The sequence below is a fragment of the Maribacter sp. genome (assembly GCF_039968975.1).
Lineage (GTDB): Bacteria > Bacteroidota > Bacteroidia > Flavobacteriales > Flavobacteriaceae > Maribacter.
Genome location: NZ_JBDVOT010000009.1, coordinates 1 through 21168, shown reverse-complemented (window position 1 = coordinate 21168; position 21168 = coordinate 1). Strand labels below are relative to the sequence as shown.

The following is a 21168-nucleotide window of genomic DNA, read 5'->3' as shown; positions in this document are numbered from 1 at the left end:
AACTGCTTCTTACAGGTGATGAATCAAAATCTTCAACTAAGATTAAAACATCATCATTTTTCTGCACATCATACCTTAAAGTTTCAATATCATCATGCTGAATAATGAGTTGATCTCCAATTCTAGTATTTATCTCAAATTCTCCTAAACCGTTAGTTATTACATAGTCTCCAAAAGTATTAGATATAGAAACACCAGAAATTGGTTTCCCTGTATTTCTAACTTCTACCCTTCCTTCAAGTTTAAATCGTAGGGCGTCATTTTGCAATTGGGCATGAAGCATATTCCATCCCAAAAGAAAACATAATAATATGTAAACACTATAATTTTTCATCTGCTATAACTACGGTAAACTTAGCTGATTATTGTGGCACTAAAAAATCTCAAATACCCATATCAGTAGTTTTCAACCTATCAATTCATAGGTTTACAAACGCTATGCGCCACTTTACTAACTGAAATAGTCCGTTCCCTCATTATCGTTATTACAATAAATACTTTGCCGTTAGTTTAGCTCTGAATTTAAAACGAAAACGATGAAAGCAATTAAACAACTAGGATCAATAGGCATAACATTACTAGCATTATCTACCGTTTATGCCTGCAATATTACCGAAAAGAAAAAACCAATTGAACTAATTGCACATGCAATAGATACAGAAGACCCTAACGAAGCTAATATTGTGCAAATTGCATTGTTGTTGGATACCAGTAATAGTATGGATGGATTAATAAATCAAGCAAAATCTCAGCTTTGGGATATTGTAAATGAATTTAGTTATGCCAAATGTGGTAATGATACTAGACCAAATTTACAAATTGCATTATACCAATACGGTAACGACAACCTTTCTGCAAATGAAGGATATATTCAACAAGTTCTTGGCTTTAGTAGTGATTTAGATGAAATTTCAGAAAAGCTATTTTCATTAACTACTAATGGAGGTGAAGAATATTGCGGCAAGGTACTACAGACCTCTTTACATCAATTACCTTGGAACAAAAATCCTGATTTACTTCGTATGATTTTTATTGCGGGTAATGAACCTTTTAACCAAGGAAGATATAATTACAAAACTGCATTGGCCAATGCGAATGAAAAAGATGTAGTGGTAAACACCATTTTCTGTGGAAATTATGAATTGGGAATTAATACTGATTGGAAAAATGGTGCATCTATTACCGGTGGAGAGTATATGGCTATTGACCACAACAAGAAAGTTGTTCATATTAATACTCCATATGACGATATCATCATTAAATTGAACTCTAGATTAAACACCACCTACATTTCATATGGCTCTATGGGCAAATCAAAAATTATTGCACAAGAAGTACAAGACAGCAATGCCTTAGAAATGGAAGAAGCGGTTGCCGTTAAAAGAGCGGTAAGCAAAAGTTCAAGACTGTACAATAATAAAAAATGGGATTTAGTTGATGCGTATGATGATGCCGAATTTGAAATTAGCTCAGTAGATAATAACGAACTACCTGACGAGTTACAGGGTAAAAGCGAAAATGATATTAAAATGTATGTTGAATCTAAAAAGACCGAAAGAGAAGAGATTCAAAAAGAAATACAAGCCTACAACACGAAACGATTGGCCTATATTTCTGAACACCAAAAGGATGAAAAATCAGGAGAGCTTGAGAATGCTATGATCAAAGCAATAAAAAAACAAGCAAAGACTAAAAATTATAGCTGGGAATAGAAATTACTAGGTCTGCACAACTTCGTGTAGACCTTTTTTTTAATTTGCTGCAGGACAATAACAATCGTACTTACGCTCTTTTTGCCCAAAATCATAACCCAAAGTAATTTGATGAAAACCACCATTATCAAAACGGATATCGCCCATTTGATACGAATAGTTGTAAGAAACCATAAAGTTATTAATGTTAGCACCAACTATAGGTGTAACCAATTGCAAGCGCTGTTCTCCAAAAGAGGTACCATCTTGAAATTGTGCCCCATCAAAACTTCTTCTATACGATAGTCCGCCCCAAATACGTCCAAAATCTACATCCTTGTAAACCTTAGCATTAATATCCAGGCTTTTTTCTGTGGTGAATTCTGTTAATTGAAAAAGTACAGAAGGTTCAAACTGCCATTCACTCCTACCAAAAACATAACCCGCGGATACTAAAAATCTTCTAATATTATCAATCACCAATTCATTTGGGTCGTCTTGTCTATCTCTATAGTATAAATTTCTTTTACTTCCTGTCAATGCATTAGTTACTGCAAAATGCGTATAAAATTCTTCATAATTATAAGATACACCTATATCAACATTAGAATAAGAGGAACTTAATTTAATACCAGAAATAGCCGGATCCGGTGTAGCCGACCTAAATTCTGTTTCATCTAAACTACTTTGTAAGATAGTTGCACTTAAACCAAAAGAAAGTTGATTTAATTGCCTGACATCATTACCTCCCATTCTTAAATGGTGCGCATAAGTTAGTTTTAATCCTGTTTGAGAATGGTACCCATTGGCATCATTAAATATAATTGCACCAATACCACTAGGAGAATCACCTAAACTAAAATGAGCATTTATAGTTTGTAAACTAGGGGCATCATCGACATCGAACCATTGTTTTCTAGCCGTAGCCCTAATTTTACCTCCTTCACCAATACCTGCCATAGATGGGAAAACCAAATAATAGTTATCAGATAAATAATCAAAATATACAGGTATACCTTCTTGTGCTATAGATTTAGATCCAATCATAAGCACGGTAAACAACAGAAGTATGTGGTATTTCATATTGGGATGTTAAAACTAAGGTTTAGTTTCACTAATATAAAGTTAATAACGAGTTAACCTCAACATTATTATGTAGGTACTAACTAAGATTTCCTTTGTATTTTTGCTTAAAATTATTGAGAAATGAAAGAGTATTCGATTACGGTTGTTAAGACCAATAACCCAAATATATTAAAGTTCGAAACTAATCACATTTTAGTTCAGCGAAAGAATTACGAATTCAAGAACATTGACGACGCTAAAAATTCTCCATTAGCCCAGCAATTATTCCATTTACCTTTTATTAAAACGGTATACATATCAGGCGACTTTATAGGACTTGAACGTTATGATATTGTTCAATGGGAAGATGTGAAAGATGAAGTCGCACAACAATTGGTTGAGTATTTAAATGCTGGCGAGCCTATAGTTATAGAAGAAGACATGGATAAACCCGTACCCGTAACGGTTTATGCAGAGGTTACCCCTAACCCTTCTACCATGAAATTTGTTGCGAGCAAGAAAATTGTAGCGTCAGCTTTTGAATTTAAAAATATTGATGAAGCCAGAGATTCTAAATTAGCTAGTGAGCTATTTCAGTTCCCGTTTGTAAAACAAGTTTTTATTGATGAGAATTACGTTTCTGTTTCTAAATTTGAGGTTGCAGAATGGGATGACATTACTATTGAATTACGTGAAGTAATTAGAAACTTTATTGCTGATGGCAAAGAAATTGTAGCGGATAACGCAAAGGCAATTGGTGAAGAAGCTCAAGTATCAGAAACAATATCAGCTGAAAACACCATTGAACTTGACGAAACATCTCAAGAAATCGTTGATATTCTAGAGGAATATGTAAAACCCGCAGTTGCTAGTGACGGAGGTAACATTATGTTTAAATCATATGATGTTGACAGTAAAACGGTAAATGTAATTTTACAAGGTGCTTGTAGTGGATGTCCTTCTTCGACCTTTACCCTAAAGAATGGTATTGAAACCATGTTAAAGAATATGATGGGCGATAAAGTGAATGAAGTTGTTGCGTTAAACGGCTAATTATTCATGCAATTGAATTAAACATTGCTATAGGATCTTGTAACTTAGTGAAAATCTAAAAACAATAATTATGGCAGTTTTAAAAGTAATTGAAATATTAGCAAATTCTGATAATGGATGGGAAGACGCAGCTAAAAAAGCAGTGGCAGAAGCATCTAAATCAGTAAAAAATATCAAATCGGTTTACATTAACGAGCAAAGTGCTACCGTTGAAGATGGTAAAATCAAAAATTATAGAGTAAATGTAAAAATCACTTTCGAAGTGAAATAGCAATTATTTAACAGGATTAAAAGCGCCAAGAGGCGCTTTTTTTATTTTTAAAATAAAACTCATGCCAACCCCACAAAAGCATACAAACAATCTTATTAGAGAAAGTAGTCCTTATTTACTACAACACGCACATAACCCAGTAAACTGGGAAGCTTGGAACGATGAAATACTACAAAAAGCAAAAAAAGAAAATAAGCTAATTCTCATTAGTATTGGATACGCAGCCTGTCACTGGTGCCATGTTATGGAACATGAGTGTTTTGAAGATGAAGAAGTAGCCGAAGCAATGAATGCTCATTTCATAAATATAAAAGTAGACAGGGAAGAAAGACCTGATATTGACCATATTTATATGGATGCTTTGCAAATGATGACCGGTAGTGGTGGCTGGCCATTGAATATTCTTGCCTTGCCTGACGGTAGACCATTTTGGGGAGCAACATTTGTAAAAAAACATGAATGGATACAAGTCTTAAATCAACTTCAAAAACTATACGTTGACGACCCTAATAAAATTATTGGATATGCCGAAAATATGGCTACGGGATTAAAAGAAATAAATACAATAACCACAGATGAAAATCAAGATTCAATTCAAGAATCAGAAATTGATACAATAGTAGCCGATTGGTCAAAGTACTTTGACACTTTTTTAGGCGGATACAAACGGGCACCAAAATTTATGATGCCTACAAATCTCAACTTTTTACAATACTATTCGCACGCAAAACAAGATAGCACTGTAAACGAATATGTAAACACCACCCTAACAAGAATGGCATGGGGCGGTATTTTTGACCATGTTGGTGGCGGTTTCTCTAGATATTCCGTAGACACGAAATGGCATGTTCCCCATTTTGAAAAAATGCTTTATGACAATGGACTACTGATTAGTCTTTATGCCAATGCATATGCCGCTACTAAAAATGAACTGTATAAAAGTGTTGTAGAAAAAAGTATCGTCTTTTTAGAAGAAGAACTTTTGGATAAGAGTAACGGATTCTATTCTTCTTTAGATGCAGATAGTTTAACTGATGATAATAAGCTAGTAGAAGGTGCTTTCTACGTTTGGCAAGAAGAACAACTTAAACAACTTTTAAAAGATGACTACGCTCTTTTTGCCCATTATTTCAACATTAACTCTTATGGCTATTGGGAAGAAGAAAACTATGTACTGATTAGAGATGGTGAAGCATTAGAAATTGCCATGAAGCACTCTATCACCAAAATAGAGCTACAAGAAATCATAACTAAGTGTCTTTCATTATTAAAGATCGAGAGAGAAAAAAGGAACAAACCAAGATTAGATAATAAAATTCTTACTTCTTGGAACGGTTTGACGTTAAAAGGTCTAACAGATGCTTATAGATATTTAGAAGATGAAAGATATCTAAACCTTGCCATAAACAATGCTGATTTCATCGTAGACAATATGATTACAGCAGCTGGCGGTTTATATCGTAATTTCAAAAATGGAAAGAGTACCATACCTGGTTTTCTAGAAGATTATGCATCGGTTATTGATGGGTTCATAGGTTTGTATGAAGTGTCTTTTAATGAGAAATGGCTTAATCATAGTTTAGAGTTAACACAATATGTTATTGAAAATTTCTCGGATCCAGAAACAGGACTATTCTTTTTTACATCTGAAAATGAAGGAAATCTTATCAGAAAAACTCTAGAAGTTGCAGATAATGTTATTCCATCTTCCAATTCAATGATGGCGCATAACTTGCATAAGCTTTCTAAATACTTTCCTGAAGATAATTTCGACGGTCGCTTGCATCAAATAATGAAAAGTATGAGACCATCTATTATTGAAAATCCACAAAATCATGCCAATTGGTTGCACTTGGCACAGCTAATGAGTGAGAATTTCTATGAATTGGTCGTTATCGGTGAAAACTTTGAACTCATATGCAAATCCCTGCTAAAGAACTATTTACCAAACGTTATATTTGCTGCTTCAAATGCTAAAAATAGCAACTTACCTCTATTAATGAATAGATATGTAATGAACAAAACGCTTATCTATGTTTGCAATCACGGTAGCTGTCAAATGCCCGTTGAAGAACCTAGCAAAGCTTTAGATTTAGTTACAACTATCATTTAACAATTGTTTAGCCTCATAATATTTACAGGTCGTACAATATTGGTTAAGTTGGCTGATTTAAAAATTAAAATTATGATGAATAAAATTACAAATCTGCAAGAACATGCAGATAATGCGATAGCATGGTTATGGTCCGTACTACCCAGCGTATTATGGGCAATATTTCTATTAATCGCGGGTACCTATGTCATACGTTTCATAAACAAAATGATACGTAAATTTTTTGCAAATAAAGATTATGACTTAGCGCTAGAAACATTCTTACAAAGCTTTATAAGTATTGCCTTAAAGATAATACTGTTCATATTAGTTATAACTCAATTAGGAGTTCAAACAAGTTCTCTAGTTGCTATTTTGGCTTCTGCCGGTTTGGCTATTGGTTTAGCGCTTCAAGGTTCTTTAGCTAATTTCGCTGGCGGAGTTCTAATTTTATTGTTTAAACCTTTTAAGATAGGAGATTTTATTTCTGCACAAGGTGTGGACGGCACGGTAAAGGAAATATCTATTTTTACGACGAAGGTGAGTACTTTTGGAAATCAAATTGCCATTATACCAAATGGTCAACTTTCTAACAACACCATTACCAACTACAACGCGCAAGAAACAAGAAGAGATAAAATTGACGTAGGTATTGGTTATACGTCTAACATTAAAGAAGCTAAAGAAATTCTTTTAGCCATTTGTAAAGAAAGAGAAACTATACACAAGAATCCCGCTCCTGAAGTATATGTAGGTGAATTAGGTGATAGTTCAGTAAATCTAACTTTACGATTTTGGGCTAATAATGGTGATTTTTGGGCAGCTCATTTTTATGTGATGGAAGAAATAAAATACCGTTTTGATGCTGCTGGAATTGAAATACCATTCCCGCAGAGAGTAATAACACAGTTAAAAGGTTAATTATATATTATTAGCATCAAAAAAAGCCCTTGAAGAATCAAGGGCTTTTTCTTTATAATATCTAAGCTTTAAGATTTTGATTTCTTAGTTTGAAGCACAAAGTCTTTTAAATAATACGGCTCAAAATAAGCTACATCTTCAAAATCGGAAGCATTAAACTTGTCCGATGAAATAGAAGCCATTTCTTTTGCTGATGGCACTACATCGCAATGATAGGTGATAGATTCTAACGGAAATAGTTCTTTTATCTTCTCAGCACCACTACCTAAAAAATGAATGTGTTTTGAATTGATATATTCTTTAAACGAGTTTTCCTCTATTACTTCAGCCTTGGTTTCTCTAATTTCATTTAGTTCAGCATCGAATACAGATGAATACACTTCCATACGTCTAGCATCTAAAACAGGTATTAACACTTCATCATTATTAATTTTCACTTGGGATGCCATACTTTTCAATGTAGAAATCGAAATCAACGGGACACCTAATGCATAACACAAGCCTTTTGCCGCAGAAACACCTATTCTTAGTCCCGTATAAGAACCAGGACCTTTACTGACCGCTACAGCATCTAAATCTTCCATTTTTAAAGAAGCTTCTTGCATTACCTCTTCAATGAAAATATGTAGTTTCTCTGCATGTGAATAATTTGCAGAATTTAACTCGTTCATTGAAAGGATAACTCCGTCTTTAGCAACACACACCGAACAATTTGTTGATGATGTTTCTAGATTTAATATTACGCCCATGTTGCAAAGGTATTACTTACTGTAAAATGAAAAAGCCTGTACACATGAAAATGTTACAGGCTCATCAATTATAATTTTATTTTTTCTACTCCAAAGAAATAGGTATGCCGAAATAGAATTCTAATATTTTTAATCTAAAAATATAATCGTATTTGGTTCTAATAACGTCCGCTTCGGCATTATCAACTCTAGATTGCGCCTGACTAAAATCGAACGAATTCATTAACCCAACATCAAAACGTTCTTTAGAATATTGATACGCAAGACTTCTTGCTTCCAATGTTTTCTGAGCAGCTTCATATGCTTTGTAAAAACTAGTTACATCTACATACGCTTGGTTCACATCTGTCTCCAACTGCAGTTTTGTCCTTTCAAATTCAATTCTAGCTATATCCACACTAATTTTTGATCTCTTTATACTATTCCTAACACTCCAACCATTAAAAATAGGTATACTCATTTGAGCTCCATAAGATATACCATCATTAATATATAACTGATCTTTGAACGGAATTGCCTCACCTGTAAAAGGATCATTGTTTTGATCAGAATATCTAGTATTATAGTTAATAAATGCTCCTATGCTTGGATATTTGGCGCCTTTAGATATTTCTAAATCCTTTTCAGCTAATTCCACACCAGAAAGGGCAAACTTGATATCATTCCTGAACGTCAAAGCCTTGTCGAATATCACTTTTGCAGAGTTGTTTAAAATATCAGATGGAGGAATTTCGAATTCTTCTTCAGCAATATCAAAGTTTTCGTAATCAGTTATCCCAAGCATTTGCGCTAGGTTTATTCTTGAAATCAAAATCATACTTCGAGAATTTATAATTTGTTGTTCTTGACCTGCCGCTGTCGCTTCTAACTCTAACAAATCTCCACGAGCAACAACACCAGACTCAACCAATTCTTTGGTTCTATTTAAATCTTGTTCAGTAACCGCCAATTGAGCTTCAAACACTTTTAATGATTCCTTATTAGACAAGACTTGTAAATAAGCATTAGCAACATTTAATCTGATATCATCCTTTATATCATCTAAACGATATTGATTTGCTATACCGCTCAATTTGGCTCTTTCGATACGATTATAATTTCGAAGACCATCAAACAAAGTAACCGAAGAAGTCAAATCTCCTTGTGCTGAAAAAATCGTAGCAGAAACTAAATTGTTTGTTGTTGGATCTAAGGCAAGACCTGTATTTGCCGATGCCTGTAGCGTACCATTTAAATTTGGCAATAATGCCCCAAGAGCATCAGATTCATCAATTTTAGCATTCTCTAAATCCAATTCATATTGCTCTACCGTAAGATTATTTTCAACAGCGTAATACACGCACTCTTCTAAAGTCCATTTCTTTTGTTGCGCCATGCCCATTACAACAGAACATAATAGTAGTAATCCTGTGATTTTTACTTTCATTTTATTCTTTTTTAAACCAACCTATATATAGGCTGAACGATTCGTTTTTTGATTTGATTGATTATTCTTAATCTTCGCTAGGACCATTGTCTTCACTCTTGGCTTCTAACTTGTTCCATATTTTAATTTTGGAATTCTCATCTATTCCAGAAACAATTTCCACATCTATACCATCACTTACACCAAGTTCAAGTTCTCTCTTTTCAAATTCATTATCTCCTGTTTCCACCTCAACATATGGCTTATTGGTTTCTTTATCAAACTGCAACAACGCTTCTTTAATTGAAAGCACATCTTTCTTCTCTTCTAGAACAATTGCCGCATTTGCGCTATAGCCAGCTCTAATATTTGTACTGTCAGACACTACTAAATCTCCTTCTATCTTAAACTGAACAGCACCTTCTTCTTCTACACCTTTAGGTGCAATGAACTTTAATTTCGCATTGAATTTTTCATCTTGTAAAGCGCCCATGCTTATTTCTAAAGGCATTCCTACTTTTAGCTTTCCTACTTCAGCCTCATCAACTTCACCTTCAAAAATCATTTTAGACATATCTGCAATAAAAGCAATAGTAGTACCGTCGTTGAAATTATTACTTTCAATAACTTGATCACCTACCTCTACTGGAATCTCTAACAAGGTTCCTGTTACCGTAGCTCTAATATTTGTATTTGCACTAGACGAACCACCTGCAGAACCTACTCTAATAATTTGATAATCTGCCTGTGCATTCTGTAACTCTTGAGTAGCTTGATCAAAACGCAATTGCAAGGCATTAAAATCTTGACTAGAGATTACCCCTTTGTCAAAAAGCGTTTTATTACGATCATACTCAATCTTTGTATTGCTCAATGATATTTTAGCATTATTAACCCTACCACGCGCCTGATTTAAAGACTGCTCATTTGGTACTACTTTAATTGTAGCAATTAAATCACCCGCTTTAACTTGAACACCTTCTTCTAAGTATACCTTTTGAATGATACCAGATATTTGAGGTTTTATCTCAATTTCATCTTGTGGTATTACCTTACCGGTAACAACAACCTTGTTGGTAATATCTCTTTTTTCAACGGTCTCCGTTTCATATGTTTTTAAAGGAGTACTATTCTTCTTTAAAAAATAGACTACTGCAGCCAGTATCCCTATAACTGCTACTCCTATTAATGCGTACTTTACATACTTGTTCATGCTCAACTATTTGATTGTTATTTATTCTTTTGTTGTTTGGTCTATTACTCTTCCCTTAAGGCATCAATTGGTTTTATTCTAATGGCTCTATTCGCTGGTATCAATCCTATTAAAACACTGAGACCTACCATTAAAATAAAAGACCCTAAAAATTGCGGTATACTAATCATAAGATTATAAAAGGGCATATCACTATTATCGCCAATCATATTATTTGCGAGTGCTAAAAACCCTATTGCTATGGCAAAACCTACAAAACCAGCAAATACTGTAATTACAATTGATTCTAATACAATTTGTCTCTTTACCACTTTTGGCGTAGCACCTAAAGCTCGCCTTATCCCAATTTCTTTGGTACGTTCTTTTACCGTGATCAATAGAATATTACTAATAGCAATGACACCTGCTAGTAAGGTCAAAATTCCCACGAAGAATGATACACCTTGTAAAACACCTGTAAATGCCGATACGTTATTAAACACTTCGGACATGTCAAAGCTACCAATGGCGCGTTCGTCTGTTGGGTTGATATCATATTTATTTTTCAACAGACGTTTGATCTGACTTTCTACTACGGGCACCTTAGTATCCGCTTGCACTGAAATAGCCATCCACCCCATTCTGTCACCAGATCCAAATGCTTTTTGGAATGTTGAGAAGGGAATGTAAACCGAATTCTCGCCGTCAATATTTATGTTTTGGTTCGGCTTATAAATACCAACAATATTAAAGAACACTCCGTTTATACGTACATCTTCACCAATGGCATTCTCTCCTTTTTCAAACAAAAGTTTATAGGTCTCTTCACCAATGACACATACCTTTTTAGATTCGGTCATATCATTTTTATTCAAAAACCTACCTTCTACCAGTTTCTTCTTCATGATATCATCAATGTTAGGATAATCTCCATACACTGCCGATCCACTGGTCAAACCATTTCTATATACCGTTACCACGCCTCTATGGCTACCCAATTCTATTCTTGGTGCCAAAACCTCTATTTCAGGAATTTGCTCTTTAAGAATAGTAGCATCTTCTAGCTTAAATTGAATTCTGCGTCCTCTTTCAAATCCTTTATAAGGTTCAGAGGTACTTTGGCTCCAAACAAACAAACTGTTAGATGCCGTACCTGCGAATATTTTCTGAAAGCCGTTGCTCATTCCGTTTGCACCACCCAAAAGCAATACAAGAATTATCATAGCAATAATAACCCCCAACATGGTTAAAAATGTGCGAAACAAGTTTTTACCTAATGTGGCAAAAATCTCTGACCATAAATCTCTATCAAATATCCACATATTATTTATCGCTTAATGCTACAATTGGTTTTACTCTTGCTGCTTTCATTGCCGGAATCAATCCTGCCAATACTCCCGCTACAACTAAGATGATCGTTGCCGTTACTACCATTGACATACTTACCGAAGGATTTGCAAAAGCACCTGTCTTAATACTTGGACCAATAGCTGCCAATAATCCTGTTGCAATTCCCAATCCTATAAATCCAGATAAAGCCGTAATAAAAACAGACTCGAACAACACTAATTTTATAATGGACCATGGCTCTGCACCCAAAGCTTTACGCACCCCTATTTCTTTGGTACGTTCTTTAATAATGAAGACCATAATATTACCGATACCTACAATACCAGATAATAAGATTAGGAGTCCCACAATAATTACTGCGATATCCAAACCTCCCGTGAAGTTGCTGATATCTTCAAAAACCTCTGCATAATTAAAGATTCTAATTCCCGCTTGATCCTGAGGAGCAATTTTAAAACGTCTTCTAAAAACATTTTCTAATCGATCAGAAAATGCCAAGGCCTCTGTTAAATCGTAATTAGGATTGTAGGTTAAAGCAATCTGATCAATGTGATCCGTTTGCCCGTACATTTTTTGATATGTACTGGTAGGCGCGTAGATGTTTCGCTCTGCATTATCATCACCGTCATCGGTAAACGTACCAATAACTCTAAAAGGCAAACCATTAAACTCAACAAACTTGCCTAAGGCATCTTCGTTTTTGAATAAATCTTCCTCTACTTTTCTGCCGATAACGGCAACTTTAGAGGCATTCATTAAATCGTTTGCATTTATGAATCGACCCTTATTTACAATAGTCTTTTCAATAGCTTGGTGATCAGGATAAACCGCCTGGATATTGTAACTACCTGTTTCGCTTTTATAACGTGCCGATGTATTTTGGTACACCCTAGGACTTATATATTCTACATCATTAGGAAAGCTTCTTTTGATGTATTCAATATCATCATTGGTCATTTGAATTCTTCGTCCGGCTTCAAAACCGCCATAGGCTAAAGACGTAGTACCTGTTCTTACAAAAATAGAGTTGGTAGCATCATCACTGAACTGAAGTGTAAATCCGTTCTGCATTCCTTTTACAGAAGCTAAAAGCAGCACCAAAATGAATATACCCCAACCCACTGAAAATCCGGTAAGGAAAGTTCTAAGCTTGTTGTTGCTTATACTATGGTATATTTCTTGCCAAATGTCTCTATCAAACATATTGTTCGGCTCTTACTTGTTCTATTTTCTTATCCTCTATTATAACCCCATCCTTTAAATGCACAATACGTTTACACATATCTGCAATATCTGGCTCGTGGGTAACTATTAATATAGTGTTCCCCGCATCATTAATTTTCTGAATCAAGTCCATCACTTCATAAGAAGTCTTACTATCCAATGCACCTGTAGGCTCATCGGCAAGCAATACTTTTGGTTCGGCAGCTAATGCTCTAGCAATGGCCACACGTTGTTTTTGACCCCCAGAAAGCTCGCTAGGCAAATGACCTGCCCATTCTTTAAGACCAACTTGTTCTAAATATTTCAAAGCTTTTTCTTGACGTTCCTTTCTTGGTACTTTTTGGTAGTATAAAGGCAAGGCAACATTCTCTGCTGCACTTTTATAATTGATAAGGTTGAACGATTGAAAAACAAAACCTAAAAACTTGTTTCTATATCTAGCAGCTTTGGTTTCGTTCAAATCTTTAATGGGAACATTATCTAGAATATATTCTCCAGAATCTGAGCTATCTAACATTCCTAAAATGTTTAATAAGGTAGATTTACCAGAACCAGAAGAACCCATGATAGCTACTAGCTCACCTTCTTCAACATTAAAATTTATTCCTTTAAGAACGTGAAGTGAATTCTTGCCCATTTTATAGGACTTGTGAAGATCTTTAATTTGAATCATGTTGGTTGTTGTTTTGAACAATTTTTACACTGTCTATTCATTAGACTATGTTGTGTATTATTTGTTACATCAATTGAATTATTTTTTTTGGTTTTTAATTTTCAGCAAGCTCATCAGGAACTACTTCATTCCATACCTTAATTTTCTCACCTTCTTTTATACCAGAATTGATCTGTACATGAATACCATCGCTTATACCCAACTCAATATCCCTTCTTTCAAATTCTTGATCACCTGTAGCAATTTCTACAAATGGTTTTTTGGTTTTATCATCAAACTGCACCAAAGCTTCTTTTACCGCCAAAACACTATCTGCACGTGCTAAAATAATTGATGCATTGGCGCTTAACCCTGCTCTAATGAATATTGAATCTTGCTTTTTAAGTGTACCTTTTATTTCGAATTGAATAGCTCCGTTTTCTTCATTTCCTTTTGGAGCGATATAATCTAGAACAGCATCGAATACTTTGTCTTCTATTGCGCCAACAGTTATTTCTAACGGAAGATTCTCTTTTATTTTACCAACTTCAGACTCATCTACCTTTCCTTCAAAAATCATTTTATCTACATCTGCAATTGCAGCAATAGTAGTACCCTCATTAAAATTATTACTCTCTATGACCTGATTACCCACTTCAACCGGTACTTCTAATACCATACCACTAACCGTTGCTCTAATTTGCGTATTAGCGGCATTACCGTACCCGGATGTAGTTCCCGTTTTCACAATATCATATCTTTTATTGGCAGAACCATAAGACTGTTTAGATTGGTCATACGTTACTTGTGCACGTTCTAAATCTACTTTTGAAATTACACCTTTAGCAAACAATCCTTTTTGACGCTCTAAGTTTCGCAATTGATCATCTAAATTTATTTTAGCTTCATCAATATTATTTCTAGCATCGTTTAACGCACTTAGATTTGGCACTACTTTTATGGTACACAATAAATCGCCAGACTTTACATAGTCCCCACCTTCCACAAATATCTTTTCTATTACTCCTGAAATATTCGGCTTAATAAGCACTTCTTCTAAGGGAAGAATGCTACCCGTAGCCATCGTCTTTTTAATTATAGTTTGCTTGGTAGGTTCTTCAGTATCATATACCACAGGATCTTCGGCATTCTTTGAATACAAATAGAACATAGAGCCACCGAAGGCTAATACGATAATAAGCAGGATTACAATTGTTGTTGACTTTTTCATTTTGCGATTGGTTATATTTTGTTGATGAATTTATTCTGTTCTTAAAGCTTCTATTGGTCTTATTTTGATGGCACTTTGCGCAGGTATGAAACCTGCTAACAATCCAGAGAATATTAAAATAATCAAAGCACTTACCACTACACCTAAACTTACACTTGGGTTTACAAACATGTCTACCGGACCTACGGAATCCAATACCGCATTTACACCATAGATAAATGCCGCACCGAAAACAATACCTATCATACCCGATATAATAGTTAAGAAAATAGACTCCATTAGAATCTGTTTTTTAATAGACCAAGGTGCTTCGCCCAAAGCTCTGCGAATACCAATTTCTTTGGTTCTTTCCTTAATTACAATGAGCATTATATTACTAACCCCAATGATACCCGATAAGAGTACCAGCACACCCACAAAGTAAGCGACCCAACGTAATGCACCGAACAAGCTTTCTACACGATTGTATTGTTCGTACAGATCAAAATACCCAACGGCACGTTTATCATCGGGGTGAACTTTTCTTTTCTCTTTTACAACACTTACTATTTTCTCTTTAAGATTAGATATAGAATTACCATCTAGTGCGGTAATTGCCATCCACCCCACATCATTGCCCATATTAAAAGCTTGTGAAAATGACGTAAAGGGAACATAAATTTCTTTCTGACCTTCTTCCCCGCCGCCATCATCTTTCTTTTGGTAAGTACCCACCACCATAAAGTTTACACCTTGTATTTTTACATAAGTACCCAACACAGTTTCACCTTGGTCATATAGTTCATTTTTTACACCATCGCCAATAATCGCTACTTTTCGTTTGTCTTGAATGTCATTATGATTGACAAACCTCCCAGAAGTTATGGTCATAGGCTCTTGACGTATTATTTCAGGATAATCTCCATAAACATTAAAAGCCCCTGTCTTTAATCCACGCACCACATTATTACCTCCACCAAATCCACCCAATTGATTTCGGGGAGAAATGAATCTTAGATTAGGGACGTTATCTTTTATTGCCTGTACATCCTCTAATTTAAAACTAAAGCGCCTACCCTTTGGTAAACCTTTATAGGATATAGTTGTGTTACGTGACCACATGAACATGGTATTGGTGGCTATATCACCAAAATCTGCACGAATACCGTTCTCCAAACCTTTACCTGCCGCTAGTAGAATAATTAAAATGAATATACCCCAACCCACGCCAAAAGAAGTAGCCAATGTTCTAAAAACATTGCTAGATAATACTTCTAAGATTTCTTTCCACCGGTCTCTATTGAACATGGTACATCTTAATTAATTATACATTTACTTTTATTTATTACTCGTCTCTTAATGCCTCTATCACATGAATTTTAGCCGCTCGCCATGCTGGAAAAAATCCTGCAATCGCTCCAGCAAAAATCAAGACAAATACTGTAGTCAATGCGACATTGAAATTCACTGAGGGATTCAAAACATAATCAACCTCTACATGCGGACCTACAATTTCTAACAGACCCATGCTTAATATGAGACCTGTAAAACCTGCTATCGCAGTTATAAAAATGGCTTCGTGCAAAATCATACCAACAATAGACCATGGCTTAGCACCCAAAGCTTTACGAATACCAATCTCTCTTGTACGTTCCTTAACCACAATAAGCATTATATTACTTACCCCTACTATACCCGCAATTATGGTACATACCCCAACGAACCAAAAGAAAAATTTGATACCGCCCATTAAAGCATAAAAACGTTTGGCTTCCTCCATTGGGTTATATACTTGTATGGCGCTCGTATCTTCTGGCGCAACGGTATGCGCATTCTGCAAATACGATTTTAATTCATTTTTAAATTTTATGGATTGTGCTACGGCAGTTTCAAAATCATCTACCGGAGGCAGTGTATAAGAAAGATTGTTTAGATAATCTGCGCCATTGAAGACTTGCTGCGCAGTGCTTACCGGAATATAAATACGATCCTCTTCACGTTCACCGCCAATATCACCATAAACCCCAACAATCTTGAAAGGAATGCCAGAGAGGTCTAAAAACTCCCCAATAGGGCTGTCTAACGCATGAAAAACCTCGCGATTGATCTTGTTACTGATAATAGCAACTTTCGCTTTAGAATCCCCATCTTGCTGATTGAGGAATCTACCCAGCGTCATAAACTCATTTTCAATAAACTGAAATTGATGTGAAACCCCTTGAACATTATAAGCTAAAGATTCACTACCATATTTTACAAATACATCTCTTACAAATAGCCTTGGTGATTTATTCTCTATTTGATCTTCAAACAAAGTACCCGCCATATCATAATTCTCATTACGAAATTGAATAGGTCTACCAGGATTCATACCCTTATAACCAATTGTGGTTACCCCGGGCCAAACCCACACACTTGTAGCGGCATCTTGCTCAAACTCTTTGGCGATACCATTTTGCATGCCTTGACCAAAACCCAATAAAATAACTAGAATGAAAATTCCTGAAGCAACGGAAAGTCCTGTGAGAAATGTGCGTAACTTATTCTTGCGAATAGTATCGAAAATTTCTTGCCAACGTTCTAAGTCGAACATAAGATTGATTGATTAGTTTGATTGATTGATGAGCGTGATACAACTATCACACAATCATAAGACTAACCAAATAGAAGATTGTTACACTATTTATGTAAAAAAATATAAAAAAAGATTTAAGACCTCATTTTCCTGTAGATAAAATAGAAAAGACCCGCTACTAAAACGTAGGGTATAGCCATTAAATAAACAATACCATTATTAATACCTTCAGCAGCCTTACCAGAAGATTCACTTTCCAAAACTGCTCTGCACATTGCACATTGCGCCTCTGCATCTATAGGAATTAAAAGAAACATCACTACTACCAATAAAATTAATTGTTTAGTATGCATAGTAAGGAGATATCATTAAATAAACTACTACACCGGTAACAGCAACGTACAACCACACCGGAAATGTATACTTTGCTAAAGCCCTGTGCTCTTCAAATTTCTTTAAATACGCCATAGCATACGTTCTTAAAACCAACGGTATTAATGCGATAGACAGCACAATATGGGTAATTAAAATAAAGTAATACACGTATTTAATTGCACCTTCACCACCATAGCTGGTAGAATCTGAGGTCATATGATACCCAATATACATTACAAGAAACATCAAAGACAAAGCTATATTGGTCGTCATTAAATTCTGATGCAATTTTTCATTTCCATTTTTAATTGCCCAAACAGCAACTAACAGCAAAACTGCAGTCATTCCATTTATAGTAGCATAAATTGGAGGCAAAAAGGAAAGCGGCTCAACATTGGGTAATTTTACCCCAAAAAGAATAGCCACAACAATTGGTATTATAATAGAAACTACTGTTATTAATCTATTAAATTTTTTCTCGTCCTTAGCACTAGTTTGCATATCCTTATTCTTCTAACAATTTCTGAATATCAATTTTTAAAATACCAATTTCTTCGGTTTCTCCTTGATCGTTCACCCCTTTTTCTTCCAAAATGGCACCTCGGTAATACACTATAGGATTTCCAAACTCATCTATTCTAGATCGCAAATAACCTTCTTTATCGACTAAGGCAAATAAACCCGAATGCTCAAAACCACCTGGGACATCTGGCATTTCAGCAGCAAAAATATTAAATCCTGAATTTGCCAGTTGATAAATACCATCATGATCACCCGTCATTAAATTCCAATTTGAATCATTAATGCCATACTTTTCTTCATAAGCTCTTAAAACCTGTGGTGTATCAAAATCTGGAGTAATACTAAATGATGCTATTGCGAAGTCATTAGCACCCTTAAAATGCTCTTGTACATCTACTAGGTTAGTTGTCATCACAGGACAAATACTTGGGCATCTGGTAAAAAAGAAATCTACCACATAGACCTTACCTAAATAATCTTTGTCGGACACCAGAACACTGTCTTGATTAATAAATTCAAAAGATGGGACTTTACGTCGCTTACCATCTAACAAAATATAACCTAGCTTTTCACCTCCAATATCTTTACTTTCTGAATTTAATCTGTCATTTTCAACAACAGAACCAGAAGACAATCTATCTACAATTCTTGGTATTACAATGATTCCAAAAATTAGAACAATTAGAGAAACCCAAACGTATGTATATTTCTTATTCATTATTTAGAACGTTCTGCATTATTCTTCTTTAAGGCAAGACGGTATTCCGCCAAAATGATTTTTACATCATCTACCATTTTATTGTTTAAATCTGATACCAGAGTAGAATTGAATCCATATTTGGTACCGTCGTCTTCATCATCAGACCTTCCTCTTAAGGTTAAATCCTTGTCAATAATAAATACATAAGGAGTACTGTTTTTGGAATCTAAATCAATATCTGTTTTAAGACTATTGAAAAGGTTCTTAATCTCTTCATCACTAGCATATACAAATTTCCATTTATCATTATCAGCTAAGGTTGCCAACTCTTTTTTAAGTGCATCTACTTCATCATTAGTATCATCAGCCACCACCATTACAAATTGGAAGTCTGTAAACTCGTAAAAGCGTTTGTATATCTTTTGATTCAAATTAAAGGCATTTCCCTTTCTATCTTCAACATCAGAACCTAAAAAGCCCAATATGGTAATTTTATCTTTAAATTGAGTTTGATCGGAGAAATGAAGTTCCTCAACATTTTTGGTCAGCTGAGACAATTTACCAAAGTTGGTAACGCCAGAGGCAAAGAATAAATATGCTACTATTGGTAGCACAAATAAGACAACAAGAACAAAAGTCTTTTTCATAAATAAGGAAGACTGATTACTGAAACCTATTCAGAAGTTTCAATAGCGATAGTCATTAAATTACAAACTATACAAAAATAAAAAAGACGGTTATAAAACCGTCTTTTAATACTGTTAATTATAACTTAGAAGTTCCAGCTTATAAAGCCATCTTTATATACGTTATAAATATAATCTGCTTCTACTAGAAGTATAAATGTCAAATAAATAACCAAGAATATTGGTGTCCATACTATCGCTCTTCTTAACGCAGACTTCTCATCACGTAAGTGCATAAAGTCCCATGCAATATAATATGCCTTAACCAAAGTTAAGATAATGAAGATCCAATTAATCAACTTCATTCCCAATACATAAGTATCTGTCAAAGATTCTGGCTTAATAATACCTAATACTACTTCTACAGCAGTAATTAAGGTTAAAAAAGCTAATACTCCCCAGATTTTCTGTGTGTTAGATTTGAACTTTACAAGTCCTCTAAAAATTTCTAATTTATGTCCGTCTGCCATTTTACTTTAATCTAAAATTCTTTATACAGTAATGCTGTTTATTTCTATAAGGATTATACTAGGTAGAAGAATGTAAATACGAATACCCAAACTAAATCTACAAAGTGCCAGTATAAACCAACTTTCTCTACCATTTCATAATGTCCTCTTCTCTCATAAGTACCTAGAATAACATTAAAGAAAATGATAATGTTAATTACTACACCTGAGAATACGTGGAAACCGTGAAAACCTGTGATAAAGAAAAAGAAGTCAGCAAAAAGTCTACTTCCGTATTCATTATGAATCAAATTAGCACCTTCAACAACTTGTGTTGCTTCTGCCAATTTAGCTAATGAAGCTTTTCTGTCTAATAGTGTCTTTTCTCCTTCTTCATTGATTACTTCAGTTCTAATCAAGATATTAGAATCGGCTTTAAAACCTTTAACTACCTCTTCTAAAGAAACGCTAGTTAATGCTGGCTCTTGATAAAACCAAATTCCGTTTTTTCTTTCATGTACAGTTCTATCACCAGGTATAGAAGCTGCAAAATCAGATAACGCTGCTCTTTCGCCTGTATCAGCTTTTACAAATTGTAAAATTCTACCACCTTTAGTTTCTAGAGCTCCAAAGTCACCTTTAATAAAAGTACCCCATTCCCAAGCCTGAGAACCAACGAATATAATACCACCGATTACAGTAGCGAACATATACCATGTCACTGCATTCTTTTTCATCTTATGACCAGCGTCTACTGCCAATACCATGGTAACGGATGACATAATAAGAATAAAGGTCATAAAGGCAACATATATCATGGGGTAATTACCATGAAATAAAGGAACGTGTGTAAACACCTCGTCCGCTATTGGCCATGTTTCAATAAATTTAAATCTTGAAAAGCCGTATGCTGCTAAAAATCCAGAGAAAGTTAACGCATCCGATACAAGGAAAAACCACATCATCATTTTTCCATAACTTGCTCC

Annotated in this window: 21 protein-coding genes and 1 pseudogene; 5 read left to right on the top strand and 17 right to left on the bottom strand. The window is 34.7% G+C overall.

Translation table 11 applies throughout. From position 1 onward, the window contains the following. Window positions 1-334: pseudogene (locus ABJI11_RS00410) on the bottom strand (hypothetical protein); the annotation flags it as partial. 202 nt (window positions 335-536) lie between these two features. Between ABJI11_RS00410 and ABJI11_RS00405 the strand changes: the two are divergent. Then, window positions 537-1712, top strand: a complete 1176-nt coding sequence (locus tag ABJI11_RS00405) for a vWA domain-containing protein (RefSeq protein WP_348348478.1) — start codon at window positions 537-539, stop codon at window positions 1710-1712. Between the two features lie 39 nt (window positions 1713-1751). Here the strand turns inward: ABJI11_RS00405 and ABJI11_RS00400 are convergent, their stop codons facing one another. Then, entirely contained in the window at window positions 1752-2774 is a 1023-nt protein-coding gene (locus ABJI11_RS00400; protein WP_348348476.1) for a type IX secretion system membrane protein PorP/SprF, read from the bottom strand. A gap of 123 nt (window positions 2775-2897) precedes the next feature. Here ABJI11_RS00400 and ABJI11_RS00395 point away from each other — a divergent pair, with 123 nt between their 5' ends. The 4 genes from ABJI11_RS00395 (at window position 2898) to ABJI11_RS00380 (ending at window position 7093) form a co-directional block, all read left to right on the top strand. Beyond that, window positions 2898-3809, top strand: coding sequence for a NifU family protein (locus ABJI11_RS00395; RefSeq protein ID WP_348348474.1), 912 nt, complete (start codon window positions 2898-2900; stop codon window positions 3807-3809). Window positions 3810-3879: 70 nt separating this feature from the next. After that, window positions 3880-4080: a dodecin family protein gene (locus tag ABJI11_RS00390; protein ID WP_036151958.1), complete on the top strand. Its 201-nt coding sequence runs from the start codon at window positions 3880-3882 to the stop codon at window positions 4078-4080. 61 nt (window positions 4081-4141) lie between these two features. Next, window positions 4142-6193, top strand: a complete 2052-nt coding sequence (locus tag ABJI11_RS00385) for a thioredoxin domain-containing protein (protein ID WP_348348472.1) — start codon at window positions 4142-4144, stop codon at window positions 6191-6193. A 75-nt stretch (window positions 6194-6268) separates the two neighbouring features. After that, window positions 6269-7093 (top strand): mechanosensitive ion channel domain-containing protein, encoded by an 825-nt coding sequence (locus ABJI11_RS00380; protein WP_348348480.1) that lies wholly within the window; start codon window positions 6269-6271, stop codon window positions 7091-7093. A 68-nt stretch (window positions 7094-7161) separates the two neighbouring features. Here the strand turns inward: ABJI11_RS00380 and tsaB are convergent, their stop codons facing one another. The 15 genes from tsaB to ABJI11_RS00305 all read right to left on the bottom strand — a co-directional run. After that, window positions 7162-7842 (bottom strand): tRNA (adenosine(37)-N6)-threonylcarbamoyltransferase complex dimerization subunit type 1 TsaB, encoded by a 681-nt coding sequence (gene tsaB, locus ABJI11_RS00375; RefSeq protein ID WP_348348470.1) that lies wholly within the window; start codon window positions 7840-7842, stop codon window positions 7162-7164. An 85-nt stretch (window positions 7843-7927) separates the two neighbouring features. Continuing rightward, on the bottom strand, window positions 7928-9268 hold the full coding sequence (locus ABJI11_RS00370) for a TolC family protein (protein WP_348348468.1): 1341 nt from the start codon (window positions 9266-9268) through the stop codon (window positions 7928-7930). A 67-nt stretch (window positions 9269-9335) separates the two neighbouring features. Beyond that, on the bottom strand, window positions 9336-10460 hold the full coding sequence (locus ABJI11_RS00365; protein WP_348348466.1) for an efflux RND transporter periplasmic adaptor subunit: 1125 nt from the start codon (window positions 10458-10460) through the stop codon (window positions 9336-9338). A 44-nt stretch (window positions 10461-10504) separates the two neighbouring features. Next, on the bottom strand, window positions 10505-11761 hold the full coding sequence (locus ABJI11_RS00360; RefSeq protein WP_348348464.1) for an ABC transporter permease: 1257 nt from the start codon (window positions 11759-11761) through the stop codon (window positions 10505-10507). A 1-nt stretch (window position 11762) separates the two neighbouring features. Further along, entirely contained in the window at window positions 11763-12992 is a 1230-nt protein-coding gene (locus tag ABJI11_RS00355; RefSeq protein ID WP_348348462.1) for an ABC transporter permease, read from the bottom strand. Beyond that, window positions 12985-13686, bottom strand: a complete 702-nt coding sequence (locus ABJI11_RS00350) for an ABC transporter ATP-binding protein (RefSeq protein ID WP_027064946.1) — start codon at window positions 13684-13686, stop codon at window positions 12985-12987. Before ABJI11_RS00350 ends, ABJI11_RS00355 begins: the two co-directional genes overlap by 8 nt. 94 nt (window positions 13687-13780) lie before the next feature. Next, the gene (locus tag ABJI11_RS00345; RefSeq protein ID WP_276491983.1) at window positions 13781-14896 is read right to left on the bottom strand and encodes an efflux RND transporter periplasmic adaptor subunit; all 1116 of its coding nucleotides are present in this window, start codon (window positions 14894-14896) and stop codon (window positions 13781-13783) included. 30 nt (window positions 14897-14926) lie between these two features. Beyond that, window positions 14927-16183, bottom strand: coding sequence for an ABC transporter permease (locus ABJI11_RS00340; protein ID WP_348348459.1), 1257 nt, complete (start codon window positions 16181-16183; stop codon window positions 14927-14929). Window positions 16184-16220: 37 nt separating this feature from the next. Next, window positions 16221-17468 carry an ABC transporter permease gene (locus ABJI11_RS00335; RefSeq protein WP_348348457.1) on the bottom strand — a complete coding sequence of 416 codons (1248 nt, stop codon included), beginning with the start codon at window positions 17466-17468 and terminating at the stop codon, window positions 16221-16223. 116 nt (window positions 17469-17584) lie between these two features. Next, complete coding sequence (locus tag ABJI11_RS00330) at window positions 17585-17803, bottom strand: hypothetical protein (RefSeq protein ID WP_348348455.1); 219 nt, start codon at window positions 17801-17803, stop codon at window positions 17585-17587. Next, the gene (locus ABJI11_RS00325; protein ID WP_348348453.1) at window positions 17793-18326 is read right to left on the bottom strand and encodes a DUF420 domain-containing protein; all 534 of its coding nucleotides are present in this window, start codon (window positions 18324-18326) and stop codon (window positions 17793-17795) included. The genes ABJI11_RS00330 and ABJI11_RS00325 overlap by 11 nt, the downstream gene beginning before the upstream one ends. A gap of 4 nt (window positions 18327-18330) precedes the next feature. Next, the gene (locus tag ABJI11_RS00320; RefSeq protein ID WP_348348451.1) at window positions 18331-19065 is read right to left on the bottom strand and encodes an SCO family protein; all 735 of its coding nucleotides are present in this window, start codon (window positions 19063-19065) and stop codon (window positions 18331-18333) included. Then, entirely contained in the window at window positions 19065-19694 is a 630-nt protein-coding gene (locus ABJI11_RS00315) for a hypothetical protein (protein ID WP_348348449.1), read from the bottom strand. Before ABJI11_RS00315 ends, ABJI11_RS00320 begins: the two co-directional genes overlap by 1 nt. Before the next feature lie 125 nt (window positions 19695-19819). Beyond that, complete coding sequence (locus ABJI11_RS00310) at window positions 19820-20203, bottom strand: cytochrome C oxidase subunit IV family protein (protein ID WP_348348447.1); 384 nt, start codon at window positions 20201-20203, stop codon at window positions 19820-19822. 53 nt (window positions 20204-20256) lie between these two features. Further along, window positions 20257-21168, bottom strand: a 912-nt coding sequence (locus tag ABJI11_RS00305) for a cytochrome c oxidase subunit 3 (protein ID WP_348348445.1), incomplete at its 5' end; no start/stop codon positions are given.